Consider the following 14,046-nt stretch of genomic DNA (forward strand, 5'->3'; position numbering starts at 1 on the left):
CCATGCCGCACGACGACCAGCGACCCGACCCCGACGCACTGCTTGCGCAACTGCGCGAGCAGGACCGGCGCGCCGCGCGCGGGCGCCTGCGCATCTATTTTGGCGCCTCGGCCGGCGTGGGCAAGACCTACGCCATGCTGCAAGAGGCGCGCAAGCTGCAGCGCGATGGCGCCGCGCCGCTGGTGGGCGTGATCGAAACCCACGGGCGTACCGAGACAGCGCGCCTGCTCGACGGGCTCGAACTGCTGCCGCGGCGGCGCATCGATTATCGCGGCAAGACGCTTGACGAATTCGACCTCGACGCCGCGCTGGCGCGTGCGCCCGGCGTCATCCTGGTCGACGAACTGGCGCATTCGAACGCGCCCGGTTCGCGCCATCCCAAACGCTGGCAAGACGTCGAAGAATTGCTGGCTGCCGGCATCGACGTGCTCACCACCGTCAACGTCCAGCACCTGGAGAGCCTGAACGATGTGGTGGGCGGCATCGCCGGCATCCGCGTGGCCGAGACGGTGCCCGATCGCGTGTTCGACAGCGCCGATGAAATCGTGATGGTCGACCTGACGGCCGATGCGCTGCTGGCACGGCTGAAAGAGGGCAAGGTGTATCAGCCGCAGCAGGCCGAGCGCGCTGCCGGTAATTTCTTCAAAAAAGGCAACCTGATCGCGCTGCGCGAACTGGCGCTTCGGCGCACGGCCGACCGCGTTGAAGGCGACGTGCGCGCCTGGCGCGAAGCGCAATCGATCGACGCGATCTGGAAGACCGGCGCCGGCCTGCTGGTGTGCCTCGGGCCGGGAACGCACGCCGAACACGTCGTGCGCAGCAGCGCGCGCATGGCGTCGCAACTGGGGACGGGCTGGCATGCGGTGTATGTCGAGACGGCGCGCCTGGGCAAGCTGCCCGAGATCGCGCGGGCGCGCATCATGGACACGCTCAAGCTCGCGCACAGCCTGGGCGCCACCACGGCCGTCCTGTCGGGCGAGGACATCGCGGCCAGCACGCTCGATTACGCGCGCGACCATAACCTGTCGCGCATTGCGCTGGGCCGGGATGGTTCGCGCTGGCCGTGGCGCCGGCGCACGGCGCGGCGGCTCGCGCGGCTCGCGCCGGGTGTGGATCTGATCGAGATCGGGCAGCCGGCCGTGCCGCCTGCTGCGGTCAATAGCACTGTGGCGGCTGCGTCTCCAGCGGTGGAGCCGTGCCAGTCGTTGCTGCCGCACGCGTGGGCTGCGGGCGCGAGCCTGCTCACGGTGCTGGTGGCCACGCCGCTGCAGCCATGGCTCGATCTGGCCAATATCGTCATGCTGTTCCTGCTGGTGGTGCTGCTCGTGGCCATGCGCTTCGGGCGCGCGCCATCGGTCACCGCCACCTGCATCGGCGTGGCCAGCTTCGATTTCTTCTTCGTACCGCCGCGTTTCGATTTCGCGGTAAGCGACGTGCAGTACCTCGTCACGTTTTGCGTGATGCTGGCCGTGGGCCTGATCACCGGACACCTGACGGCCGGCCTGCGTTTCCAGGCGCGCGTGGCAGCCCAGCGCGAGCGACGCGTGCGCGCGCTGTATGAATTCGCGCGCGAGTTGTCCGGCGCGCTGGCGGCGTCGCAGGTGTTCGAGTCGAGCCGCGCGGTGATCCAGAATGCCTTCGGCGCGCGCGCTACGCTGCTGGTGCCCGATGCCGATGAGCGGCTCGGCATGCCAGCGGCTGACGATGGCGCTGCGACCGGACCGGCGCCCGGCAACGTCGACCTGGGTATCGCCCAGTGGGCGTACGACCACGCGCAACCGGCGGGCCTGGGCACGGACACGCTGCCGGCCTGCCCGTTGTTCTACCTGCCGCTGGTGGCGCCGATGCGCACGCGCGGCGTGCTGGCGATCGAGCCGGAAGGCGGGCGCTGGGTCCTGATTCCCGAGCAGCGGCGCCAGCTCGATGCCTTGGCGGCGCTGGCCGCAATCGCGCTCGAGCGCGTGCACTACGTCGAAGTGGCGCAGGCTGCGTTGGTGAACATGGAATCGGAGCGGCTGCGCAATTCGCTGCTGGCGGCGCTGTCGCACGATCTGCGCACGCCGCTCACGGCGCTAGTGGGCTTGTCCGAATCGCTGCTGCGCGGTGAGCCAGCGTTGCCCGATACATCGCAGGCCCTGGCCCAGGCGCTCTACGACGAAGCGGTACGCATGGGGACATTGGTGACGAACCTGCTGGACATGGCGCGCATCGAAAGCGGGGAAGTGCGCTTCAACCTGGAATGGCAGGCGCTCGAAGAAGTCATCGGCAGCGCACTGCGCGCGTGCGGCGCGGCGCTGCGTCAGCACACGGTGACGGTGCGCCTGCCGCCCGATATGCCGCTGGTGCGTTTCGACGCCGTGCTGATCGAACGCGTGCTGTGCAACCTCGTTGAAAATGCCGCAAAATACACCCCGGCCGGCTCGCGCATCGAGATCTCCGCGCTGGCGCGCGGGGCCTGGATCGACGTCACGGTGAGCGACGACGGGCCTGGCCTGCGCGCCGGCAGCGAAGAAGCGATCTTCGAGAAATTCACCCGCGGCGAACGCGAATCGGCGCTGCCCGGCGTGGGCCTGGGCCTGGCGATCTGCCGCGCGATCATTGGTGCGCATGGCGGCATGATCCGCGCCTGCACATCAACCCTGGGCGGCGCCGGCTTCGTGTTCTCGCTGCCAGCCGGCAGCCCCCCTGAACTGGACTTGCTGTCGATGGAGACAAACGATGCTTGACGCGCCCTGCGCACTGCTGGTGGAGGACGAGCCGCAGATCCGCCGTTTCGTGCGCGCCGCGCTCGAACAGGAAGGCTGGCAGGTGCACGAATCGGTGAGCATGGCGCGCGGCCTGATCGATGCCGGCACGCGCCGCCCCGACCTGATCGTGCTCGACCTGGGCCTGCCGGACGGCGACGGCATCGACTTCATCCACGATGTGCGCAAATGGTCGGCGGTGCCGATCATCGTGCTATCGGCGCGCGTGGCCGAAGGCGAGAAAATCCGCGCCCTCGACGCCGGTGCCGACGACTACCTGACAAAACCGTTCGGCACCGGCGAACTGCTCGCACGCGTGCGCGCCACGCTGCGCCGCCAGCGCCAACCGGCCTCCGGCGGCGACAACAAAACGCACTTTAGCGACGTCTCAGTCGACCTGCAAGACCGTGTGGTCACGAGAAACGGCGAACACGTCCACTTGACGCCTACCGAATACCGCCTGCTCGCCGTCCTGGTCAGCAACGCCGGCCGCGTGATGACTGCCCCCCAACTGCTGCGCGCCGTCTGGGGCCCCGGCCACGCCGAAAGCGGCCACTACCTGCGCATCTACATGGGCCACCTCCGCCACAAACTCGAACCCGACCCCACCCAACCCCGCCACCTCCTCACCGAAACCGGCGTCGGCTACCGCCTCTGGCTCGGCTAAAAGTCCCCCAAATCAATGTTAAATAAATTAGGGTCAGAGTAGAATTAAAAAGCAATTTTCAAAGTTGCCAGTTAATTCGACTCTGACCCTAATTGTTTTGCAACTCTTTCCGAAAATCTAAATTAGGGTCAGAGTCGAATTGTTTGACAACATTCGGTAATTGCCCAATAAATCTACTCTGACCCTAATTGATTATTCCTATTGAACACCAATTATCTTGCGATGTTGGATTCTAAGGCGAGAAAGAAAGATCCTCGAATCATTTAAATGCGCAGCGAATTCAATTCAGTGAATCCAGGAATCAAACGATCGAAAAGTGGCGATCAATTGCTCAATAATTCGACTCTGACCCTAATTAATTTGCAAGAGTTTCTGCAAGAATAAATTAGGGTCAGAGTCGAATTGTTTGACAACTTTGGGTAATAGCCCAATAAATCTACTCTGACCCTAATTGTTGGGGAGGCCTTGGCCGCCGACGGGTTCGGTTTCGAAGCGTTCGCCGAAGCCGGCGATCAGGGGGCGGGCTTGTTTGATGGCGGCTTGGACTGACGGGAGGGCCAGTGAGGCCTTGTGATTGTCTTGCGTGTCCCAGGTTTCGGTGATCCAGATGGCGTCGGCGTCCTGCTTGTCCTTGGCGATGATGTAGGCCAGGCAGCCGGGCATGGCGGTGGTGCCTTCCAGCAGGATGGCGATGAGGGCGTCGCGTTGGCCCTGCGTGGCGAGCATTTTTCCGATCAGACCGTACATGCGGGGTGTCTCTTTCATCGTGGTGGTGGTGACGGGGAGTGCGGCGGCGCGGGTCTGGGTTAGCGGCAATGCTGCCAGCGCCCCCAGCATTTTGCGGCGGGATACGGTCATGCCTGTCCTTGCGTGGATTTGTCCTCGATAAGTATAGGTGTGGCCCCTGGTGCCGCCAAGCACAAACGGGCGTCTTGGCGTATTCGATGCAGGTCGGGTTAAGATGGCTTTTCCATCATCCTGTCACGAAAGCCTCGATGCGACTTCATCCTCTTGCCCTGGCCGTCAGCGCCTGCATTTTCTCCGTCTCCCAGGCTGCGCATGCGCAGCAACCGGCCGCCGTGTCCGAGACCGCACTGCGCGCCCATCTGTCGTTCCTTGCCGACGATCTGCTCGAGGGCCGCGGCACCGGCCAGCGCGGCGGCGACCTGGCCGTGCGCTATCTGGAAACCCAGGCCGCGCTGATTGGCCTGAAGCCCATCCCCGGCGGCGGCTATCGCCAGAAGGTCGAGATCGAGGGCAGCAAACTTCTCAGTGGCAGCGCCACCTTCACCGCCGGCGGCAAGACCTTCAAGCCGGCGCTTGGCAAGGGCATCGTCATGGGCACCAAGAGCGGCAACGAGAATCTGTCGTTCGACGCGCCCCTGGTCTTCGTCGGCTACGGCGCCGCAGCGCCCGAAGAACAATGGGACGACTACAAGGGCCTCGACGCCAAGGGCAAGATCCTCGTCATGATGGTCGACGATCCCCAGCCCACCGCCGAAGAGCCCAACCGCTTTGCCGGCAAGGCCTACACCTGGTATGGCCGCTGGGTCTACAAATTCGAGGAAGCCGCGCGCCGCGGCGCCGCCGGTGTCCTGTTGATCCACACGACGCCATCGAGCTCTTATCCGTGGAGCGTGCCGGCCAATGGCTTCGGCAACGAGCGCTTCGGCCTCAAGGGTCCGGGCAATCCAATGGAAGGCTGGCTGCACGAAGACACGGCGCGCGAGCTGTTCGCCGCCGGCGGCCATGACCTCGACAAGCTGCGCGCACAGGCCGAGCGCCGTGATTTTCGTCCGGTCGACCTGAAGGTGGCGGGGCATGTCGAATTGCGCTCGGCGATCCGGCCGGTCGAGCAGTTCAACGTGATCGGCATCGTGCCCGGCACCGACGCCAAGCTGAAAGAGCAGGCTGTCGTGTATTCGTCGCACTGGGACCACATGGGCATGGCCGAACTGAAGGCCGGCGACGATCCGAAGGCCGACCGCATCTACAACGGCGCGATCGATAACGCATCGGGCACCGCAGCGCTGCTGGTGATGGCGGACGAAGCGGTCAAGAAGCCGGCCAAGCGCACGCAGATTTTCTTGTGGCCCGCCGCCGAAGAGCAGGGCCTGCTGGGCGCAGCCGCGTATGTCGCCAAACCGGTATGGCCGCTGGCGCAAACGGCTGCCGACCTCAATCTCGACAGCCTGAACTTCGTCGGCCGCACGCGCGATATCGGTGTCGCCGGCGCGGAGCGCAGCAGCCTGCTCGAGACTTCGACCCAGGTGGCCAAGTCGATGGGCCTGAAGATCGCGCCAAGCTCGCCGGACATGTCGGGTGCTTACTTCCGCGCCGACCACTTCGCGTTCGCCAAGGCGGGCGTGCCGGCGTTTAACGTCGGTTCGGCCGTGTTCTCGGGCGATGGCCACTTCGAGTTTGAGCAGCACCAGAACGAATCCAGCACCAACATCAAGGGCTTCAAGGACCACTACCACCAGGTCAGCGATGCCTACCGCCCGGAGTGGGATTTGTCCGGCATGGTGCAGCAGGCCCAGTTCACGCTCAACCTGGGTTACGCGGTCGCCAACGCACCTGGCATGCCGACCTGGAAGAAGGGCGAAGCGTTCGGCAGCGTCAAGCGCAAGTAGATTCCGTCGCCAGCACTCACACGGCAGCGGCGGCGCTACTCGCCGCTGTCAGGATGCGATCCAGGTTGGCCATGTCGACCGGTTTGACCAGGTGGTGGTCAAACCCTGCCTGGCTGCTGGCATCGCGGTCCTGCGACTGGCCATAGCCGGTAACAGCGACCAGCAACGCGTGCGCTGTCGCCGGAGCTGCGCGCAGGCGGCGCGCCAGTTCGTGGCCATCCATGCCTGGCAGGCCGATGTCGAGCAGGCAGGCGTCGGGCACGAACTGTGCGGCGCGCACCAGGGCATCGAACGGATCGTGTTCGACGGCCACCTCATGCCCGGCAGCGCTGACGTACATCGCCAGTACCTGCGCCGCGTCGACATTGTCGTCCACCACCAGTACCTTGAGCTGATGCGCCACCGTGGCTGCAGGCGCGCTGGTATCGCCGCTGCCTGCCCGTTGATCCGCGCTGCGCGGCAGCGTCACGATGAAGCTGCTGCCCTGGCCCTGACCGGCGCTCTCTACCCGCACGCTGCCGCCGTGCAGCTGCACCAGGCTGCGCACCAGCGCGAGCCCGATGCCAAGGCCGCCCTGCGTGCGGTCCGGCGTGCGTTCGCCCTGCACGAACATCTCGAATGCGCGGTCCAGTTCTTCGGGCAGCATGCCGATGCCATTGTCGGCCACCACGATGCGTAGCCGCGACGGGTCCAGTTCGAGCGCGACCCGCAGCTTGCCGCCGGCGGGTGTGAACTTGACCGCGTTGTGCAGGAGGTTGCCCACCACCTGCACCAGGCGCTTGCGGTCGCCCATCACCCAGGCCGGCGCCGTCAGCAGTGACGATTCCAGCGTGTGGCCCTTCTGGCGTAGCGGCTCCTGGACCTGCTCCAGCGCTTCGGTCAGCACGTCGTTGACATCGATGCGGGTTTTCGCCAGTGTCACCAGGCCGCGCGTCACGCGCGAGACGTCCAGCAGATCGTCCACCAGACCCGCCATGTGCCGCGCCTGGCGCGCGATGATCCCGCTGATCTGGCGCGTGCGCGCCGGGTCGAGTGTGTCATGCCCCAGCAGCTGCGCGCCGGACGCGATCGGCGCCAGCGGATTGCGCAGTTCATGCGCGAGCATTGCCAGGAATTCGTTCTTGCGCTGGTCGGCCTGGCGCAGCGCTTCTTCGGCATTGACCCGGTCGGTCACGTCCTGGATGGTGCCGCGCAGCGCCAAGACGTTTCCGTCGCTGTCCTGCACCGCCTCGCAATGCAAATCGATCCAGATCCGGTGGCCGTGGGCGTGCAGCACCTGCAGTTGCAGCCTGCCGCTGCCGCCGGTACGTTGCAGCTCGCGGATCAGGGCATTGGCGCGCTGCCACGATTCCTCGGGCAGCACCGCGCCGCGCTGTTCGTCGAACGGCGGCAGCTCGCGCCCATAGATATGCGGCACCGATTCGGACGTGATCAGGGCGCCGCCCTGCAGCTGCATGTGCCAGGTGCCAAAGCGCGCCATGCGGTGCGCGTCGCGCAGTTCGGCTTCCTTGATCGCCAGGGCCTGCGCGCGTTCACCGAGCAGGTTCGATGCGGCGCCGATGGCCTCGGCCACTTCGGCCGCTTCCTTGACGTGCACCTGCGTGAAGCGGGGCGGCGTCTCGCCTTTGCCCAGCGCCACCGCCGGTTCGGTCAGGGCCTGGACCGAACGCGCGAGACGTCCGCCGATCTGCCAGGCCAGCCACAGGCCGATGGCAAACAGCAGCAGCACGCCGGTCAGGAGTGCGGCCAGCGGCTCGAACAGCACCTGGTTCAGGTTCGCGCGTGGTATGCCAATCGCAACGTGCCAGCCGGTGGTTTCGGAGCCCGAGTAGAAGGTAAGCTGGGCGGTTCCTTCCTGCGATACGGAGCGCACGATGCCTTCGCGCTTGCGCTCGATGGCATGGAACAACGGAGCGGTGACGCGGTTGCCGACGAAGCGTTCGGGACTCAGGTTGCGCGCGAAGATGGTGCCACCGGCGTCGAGGACCGACGCACGCGCGCCTTCCGATACCGATTTGGGCGTGAGCATGTCGTCGAAGTAGTCGGGCCGCACGCCGATGCTCAGGACGTAGGCCACGGTGCCATCGATCAGCACCGGCACGTCGACGCTCACGATGGGCTGGCCGACGACCTTGCCAATGAAAACACGTGAGATGGCCGGCCGACCGCTGGTGAACACCTGTTCCAGCGAGTCGGACGTTTCGGTCGGAAGCCGTTCGCCGTAGGCCACGGCGGTATTGAGAATCTGCTGACCGCTGCGCTCGCGCAGCACGGCGGTCATGCCGTCGCCGGCCAGTTGCAGCGCTGCGCGCGCCTGGCGGTGCACGCGCGCGAAATCCCGTTCCTGGAGCGCGTCGAGCGTCGACAGGGTCTGGGCGACGGCCTGCGCCTGCAGCAGCTTGCTGTCGACCGTGTGCACGAGCGCGCGCACGGTCTGCATCGTGTTGCGCTCGAATTGGGCGCGGCTTTTCTGGTACTGATGGACGAACAGGAGCGATGCGCCGACCACGCCCGGCAACAGTGTCACCAGGACAAGCCAGAGCAAGTAAGCCCGCAGGGGTCTGCGGGGGATGGTCGACGATATGCCAGTCACATTGCTTTCCAGAACGTTCAACCCGGCGAATTCTACGCCACAAACAGGTGGCGCACACATTCCTTGAGCTGGCTGGCAGCGGGAGGTGTCGGTCAGCGTCGGTTGCGTGTAAAAAGGGTCTTGTAATAAATTGCCGTCGCGTGCCAGCGACCATTCGGCGTACAGGCGTACTCGGGCAACGCGCCAACCCGTTCGTAGCCACTCTGCTGCACCAGTTGCTCGGCAGCGGAACCCACCGCGGCATCCAGAAACAGCAAGCCGCGGCGCAGCGCCAGTGCTTCGATTTCCAGAGCTTGCATGAGCGCCATCCCGATACCGCTGCGTCGTGCGGTGCAGTGTACGAGCAACTGTTGTACTTCGGCGCGGTTGTGGCCATTCGGCTTTGTGCATAGTTCCAGCTGGATACTGCCGAGCAGCACACCTTCACGCTCTGCTGCCAATAGTACGCGTCGCCCCATACCTACTTCTTCCGCGACGCCTTGCCAATACGCGTCGAGCTGATCCTGGTCAAGGCCGTTGACGAATCCCAGCGAGTGGCCATCGGCGACGGCATCGAGCAGCAGCGTGCCCAGGGACGGCATGGATTGGGCGATGGTGCGTGGATCGAGTCTGCGGATGATCATAAAACTCCCGGAACTGATGGTGGATGAAGGTCCTTTTAGTTCAAGCATATTGTGTGCCAAGGCGACCATGACGGCAGGGAAAGCCTGGGTCACCTGTTGCGAGCGCGCCATAGTTTCGACCTAAACCAAGTTTTATTTTCCAGTATTGACAACGATCTATCGACACGACTAAAAGTCGCTTGTAATGTTCTCTTAGGGTAACTATTTTCAGCGCGTGGCGCTGCACAAGGATGACCATGACAGGACCAAACAACAAGCGATCCGGCATGGCGCTGGCACATCTGAATATCGGCAAACGGCTGGCACTGGGCTTTGGCCTGATCTGCATCATGCTGGTCGTGATGATCGTATTGAGCAATGCGATGCTGGCCCGCACCAATGCTGGCACCGACGAGATCGTCAACGGGCGCATGCCGCGCATTGCGCTGACCACCCAGATGCAGGACCGGATCAACGATATTGCCATCTCGCTGCGCAACATGATCCTCAGCGAGAGCGGCTCCGACCACCGGCGTCAGGTGAAGGACATCATGGCCGCGCGCGCTGCAATGGACGGTATTTTGGTCAAGCTGCGGGCGTCGCTGCACAACCCGAAAGCGATCGAGCTGCTCGCCCAGATGGAAAAGGAGACCGCGCTCTACAAGGCCGGCCAGGACGCGATGATCAAGCACCTCGAGGCGGAAGAAGTCGACGAGGCGCGCGCGTTGCTGAGTGAAGACCTGGGCCCGCTGCTGATGCGCCTGAAGCGGGCAACGGCCGACCAGACCGCGCTGCAGGTCGCGATCGCGAACGAGGCCGCGCGCAACGCGGCCACCACCTATCGCAACACGAGTCTGCTGATGTGGGGCCTGGGCGGCGTGGCCTTGCTGCTGTCGGTTCTGGCGGGCTGGACCATCACGCGCTCGATCACGCGGCCGCTGGCGCGGGCGCTGAACGTGGCCAACACGGTCGCTGCCGGCGATCTGACCAGCCGCATCGAGGTCACCACGCGTGACGAAACCGGCCAGCTGCTGCAGGCCCTCAAGACCATGAACGAAAACCTGGCGCGCACCGTCGGGACCGTGCGCGTGGGAACGGACACGATCGCGGTGGCGGCGGCCGAAGTGGCGGCGGGCAGCCATGACCTGTCGATCCGCACCGAACAGCAGGCCGCAGCGCTGGAAGAAGCCGCGTCGTCGATGGAGCAGCTGACGGCGACCGTCCGTCAGAACGCGGACAACGCGCGCCAGGCCAATGTGATGGCGGGTCTGGCCTCGACGGTTGCATCGCGCGGCGGCGATGTGATCGCGCAGGTGGTGGGCACCATGGACGGGATCAACGCGTCGTCGAACAAGATCACCGACATCATCGGCGTCATCGACGGTATCGCATTCCAGACCAATATCCTGGCTCTGAATGCAGCGGTTGAAGCGGCGCGCGCTGGCGAGCAGGGCAGGGGTTTTGCCGTCGTGGCGGGCGAAGTGCGCAACCTGGCGCAGCGCTCGGCGGCGGCGGCGCGCGAGATCAAGGGCTTGATTCAGGATTCGAGCGGCAAGGTTGCCGATGGTGGCAAGCTGGTGGCGCAGGCCGGCCAGACCATGCGCGAGATCGTCGACAGCGTGCGCAGCGTGACCGATATCATGACCGAGATCAGCGCAGCGAGCCTGGAGCAGACTGCCGGCATCGAGCAGATCAATCAGGCCGTGACGCAGATGGACGAGGGCACGCAGCAGAATGCGGCGCTGGTCGAAGAAGCGGCAGCGGCGGCGACCTCGATGCGCGAGCAGGCGGCGCGGCTGGCGCAGGCAGTGGCGGTATTCCAGATTGACGGGGAACAGATGCAGGGTGCATCGGCGGCAGCGGAAGCGAGTGCGCCAGCGCCGGCAGTGCCGACCGTGCCTGTCCCGGCACCAGCCCCGGTCGTGAAACCGGCGCCTGCGCCGCGCAAGGCAATCGCATCACCTAAGGCACAAGCCAGGCCGGAAGCGGCGTCTGTCGCAGCACCGGTCGCAGCCGGGGATTGGGAAGAGTTCTGAGTCCGGTCTGAGTTCGCCTGCTGGAACGGCATCGACATCGACAACGGCAAGCTGCGGCTTGCCGTTTTTTTTATACCGTCAACCAACACATGTGCCGATAAAAACGTGCGCATCGTCCAGGATTCATTGCGATACCGCTGGCTTTGCCGTTTCGTTAGCGTGCATGCATCGTTATGGTCCGCATTAGAACTTACTCTTCTTGCCGAAAAGAAATATCACACAAACTAACGGCCTTGAAAGTAATCTCATGGAACAAGCAGTCAACGATCACGAAGTGCTCTCTTTCCGCCTCGGCAAGGAAGAGTACGGTATCAGCATCCTCAACGTGCAGGAAATTCGCGGCTACGAGGCGCCGACGCGTCTGGCCAATGCGCCGGATTTTCTGAAGGGCGTCATCAATCTGCGCGGGCGGATCGTACCGGTGGTCGACATGCGCATCAAGTTCGGCTTTGCCACTCCTTCGTATGACAGCCTGACGGTCGTGATCATTCTGAACATCGGGCAGCACGTGATCGGCATGGTGGTCGACAGCGTCTCCGAGGTCGTCACCCTCGAAGCGGACCAGATCCGGCCGGCACCCGCCATGGGCTCGCTCGATGCCGGTTACCTGCGTGGCCTTGGCACGGTCGGCGAACGCATGCTGATCCTGCTCGATATCGACGCCCTGATGCAATCCGACGAACTCGGCCTCGTGCCGTCGCTGCCGCTGGCCGCCTGAACGCTTGCGTAGAAAGAAGCATCCCCATGAAACTCAGCAATCTGAATATCGCATCACGCCTGTCCCTCGGTTTCGGCATCGTCGGCGTCATGCTCGTTGCGATGATCATCATGAGCAATGCGTCGCTGCTGCGCGTGAACAATGGCACCAAGGATCTGGTCGAGCACAGGATCCCGGCGATCGAGATGAGCAACCGCCTCGAAGGCCAGATCAACGTCATTGCCATCGCGCTGCGCAACATGATGCTCAACGCCGAGCCGACCGACCGCCAGAAGCAGGTGGACGCCATCGGCAAGGCACGTACGACAATCACTGCCACGCTGACCGAGATCGAACCGGTGCTGGCGAATCATCCCGAGGAGCTGGCCATTCTGCGCACCATGCAGGGCGCGAGCACCAGCTACCTGACCGGTGTCGGGGAATTGCTCGCCCTGATCAATGCGGGGCAGGAAGAACCGGCCAAAACTTACCTGACCAACGAATTGCGCCCGCGCCTGGCCAAGCTCAAGGAGGCCACTGGCGCCGAACTGGCCCTGCAAAAAGACCTGGCCGCGAAAGCCGCAGCGAGCGCCGCAGCAACCTACGACAGCACGATGTGGCAGACCTGGGCCTTGGGCGGCCTGGCGCTGGCATTCGCGGCGCTGGTGGCCACCTTGATCACGCGTTCGATCACGGTGCCGGTACGCCGCGCGCTGGAAGTGGCCAACACCGTCGCCGCCGGCGACCTGACCAGCCGCATCGACGTCACCACCCACGACGAAACCGGCCAGCTGCTGCAAGCGCTCAAGACCATGAACGAAAACCTGGCGCGCACAGTGGGCGCGGTGCGGATCAGCACCGATACCATCGCAGTTGCTGCCAGCCAGGTGGCGGCGGGCAGCCAGGATCTGTCGGGCCGCACCGAGCAGCAGGCCGGGGCGCTGGAAGAAACCGCGTCGTCGATGGAAGAACTGACGTCGACCGTCAAGCAGAACGCCGACAATGCGCGCCAGGCCAACAAGCTGGCCGAGACCGCGTCGAACGTGGCCGCGCGCGGCGGTGAAGTGATTCACCAGGTGGTCGATACGATGGACCAGATCAACGCATCGTCGAGCAAGATCAGCGACATCATCGGCGTCATCGACAGCATCGCGTTCCAGACCAATATCCTGGCGCTCAATGCGGCGGTGGAAGCGGCCCGTGCGGGCGAGCAGGGCCGCGGGTTTGCCGTCGTGGCCAGCGAAGTGCGCAATCTGGCGCAGCGTTCGGCGGCCGCCGCCAAGGAAATCAAGACCCTGATCGGCGACTCGGGCAGCAAGGTTGCCGACGGCAGCAAGCTGGTAGCGCGAGCGGGCGCCACGATGCAGGAGATTGTCGAGAGCGTCCGGCGCGTGACCGACATCATGACCGAGATCAGCGCAGCCAGCGTCGAGCAGACCGCAGGCATCGAGCAGATCAACCAGGCGGTGGCGCAGATGGACGAGGGCACACAGCAGAACGCGGCGCTGGTCGAGGAAGCGGCGGCGGCGTCGGCCTCGATGCAGGATCAGGCGGCGATGCTGGCGGCGGCAGTGGCCGTGTTCCGGATCGATGCCGGGCAGATGGCCGATGCGCCGCCGGCGGATGTCGGTGTGGTGCGTGCAAAACCGGCGCCGGCAGTGAAGAAGGTTGCCATTGCCCATGCAAAACCGGCGTCAACGCCGACGCCAGCGCCAGCGCCGGCAAAGGCACACGCCAAGGCGCCTGTTGCTGCGGACGAGTGGGAAACGTTTTAAGCCACGTTGAACCTGCATGCCCGGATGACGGGCGATGGAAAAACGGCAAGCCGCAGGGCTTGCCGTTTTTTTGTTGCGTGGTCTGAACGTTACCTCAGCTGTTATCGTTGGCTATAGATGAGGTTATTGGCATGACCCCATGACCCCATTGCAGCGTGCTCCGGTGAGTTCGTGATCCCGTGGTCCCTTGGTCCTGTCGCCCAGGGACTCTGCGGGCTGGTGATTCCATCACACCATGACGCCGTACGCCACGCATCCGGGCTGAAACCGCTACGCTAACCGGTGAGTCCAGTGCATCC

General features: G+C 64.6%; 9 protein-coding genes. 6 read left to right on the forward strand and 3 right to left on the reverse strand.

Annotation, left to right across the window (positions count from 1 at the left end; all coding sequences use genetic code 11):
- The first annotated feature begins 2 nt into the window (after positions 1-2).
- Together kdpD and kdpE are read left to right on the forward strand one after the other, a co-directional pair.
- Positions 3-2,726: a two-component system sensor histidine kinase KdpD gene (gene kdpD, locus AC56LH_RS02805; RefSeq protein ID WP_499643861.1), complete on the forward strand. Its 2,724-nt coding sequence runs from the start codon at positions 3-5 to the stop codon at positions 2,724-2,726.
- Positions 2,719-3,411: a two-component system response regulator KdpE gene (gene kdpE, locus AC56LH_RS02810; RefSeq protein WP_499643863.1), complete on the forward strand. Its 693-nt coding sequence runs from the start codon at positions 2,719-2,721 to the stop codon at positions 3,409-3,411. Before kdpD ends, kdpE begins: the two co-directional genes overlap by 8 nt.
- A 447-nt stretch (positions 3,412-3,858) precedes the next feature.
- Here the strand turns inward: kdpE and AC56LH_RS02815 are convergent, their stop codons facing one another.
- Positions 3,859-4,269, reverse strand: a complete 411-nt coding sequence (locus tag AC56LH_RS02815) for a putative quinol monooxygenase (protein ID WP_499643865.1) — start codon at positions 4,267-4,269, stop codon at positions 3,859-3,861.
- Positions 4,270-4,406: 137 nt separating this feature from the next.
- On the opposite strand from AC56LH_RS02815, the gene AC56LH_RS02820 reads away from it, so the two are divergent.
- Positions 4,407-6,044, forward strand: coding sequence for a M28 family peptidase (locus tag AC56LH_RS02820; RefSeq protein ID WP_499643867.1), 1,638 nt, complete (start codon positions 4,407-4,409; stop codon positions 6,042-6,044).
- Positions 6,045-6,060: 16 nt separating this feature from the next.
- On the opposite strand, the gene AC56LH_RS02825 is transcribed toward AC56LH_RS02820, so the two are convergent.
- Together AC56LH_RS02825 and AC56LH_RS02830 are read right to left on the reverse strand one after the other, a co-directional pair.
- The gene (locus AC56LH_RS02825) at positions 6,061-8,571 is read right to left on the reverse strand and encodes a hybrid sensor histidine kinase/response regulator (RefSeq protein ID WP_499643869.1); all 2,511 of its coding nucleotides are present in this window, start codon (positions 8,569-8,571) and stop codon (positions 6,061-6,063) included.
- Positions 8,572-8,729: 158 nt separating this feature from the next.
- Positions 8,730-9,371, reverse strand: a complete 642-nt coding sequence (locus AC56LH_RS02830) for a GNAT family N-acetyltransferase (protein ID WP_499643871.1) — start codon at positions 9,369-9,371, stop codon at positions 8,730-8,732.
- Between the two features lie 155 nt (positions 9,372-9,526).
- On the opposite strand from AC56LH_RS02830, the gene AC56LH_RS02835 reads away from it, so the two are divergent.
- From AC56LH_RS02835 to AC56LH_RS02845, 3 genes are all read left to right on the forward strand, one after another.
- The gene (locus tag AC56LH_RS02835) at positions 9,527-11,275 is read left to right on the forward strand and encodes a methyl-accepting chemotaxis protein (RefSeq protein WP_499648361.1); all 1,749 of its coding nucleotides are present in this window, start codon (positions 9,527-9,529) and stop codon (positions 11,273-11,275) included.
- Positions 11,276-11,522: 247 nt separating this feature from the next.
- Positions 11,523-11,993: a chemotaxis protein CheW gene (locus tag AC56LH_RS02840; protein ID WP_499643873.1), complete on the forward strand. Its 471-nt coding sequence runs from the start codon at positions 11,523-11,525 to the stop codon at positions 11,991-11,993.
- Positions 11,994-12,019: 26 nt separating this feature from the next.
- Entirely contained in the window at positions 12,020-13,747 is a 1,728-nt protein-coding gene (locus AC56LH_RS02845) for a methyl-accepting chemotaxis protein (protein WP_499643875.1), read from the forward strand.
- The last annotated feature ends 299 nt before the right edge of the window (positions 13,748-14,046 follow it).

Source organism: Telluria sp. LT1R51-2, from assembly GCF_059685775.1.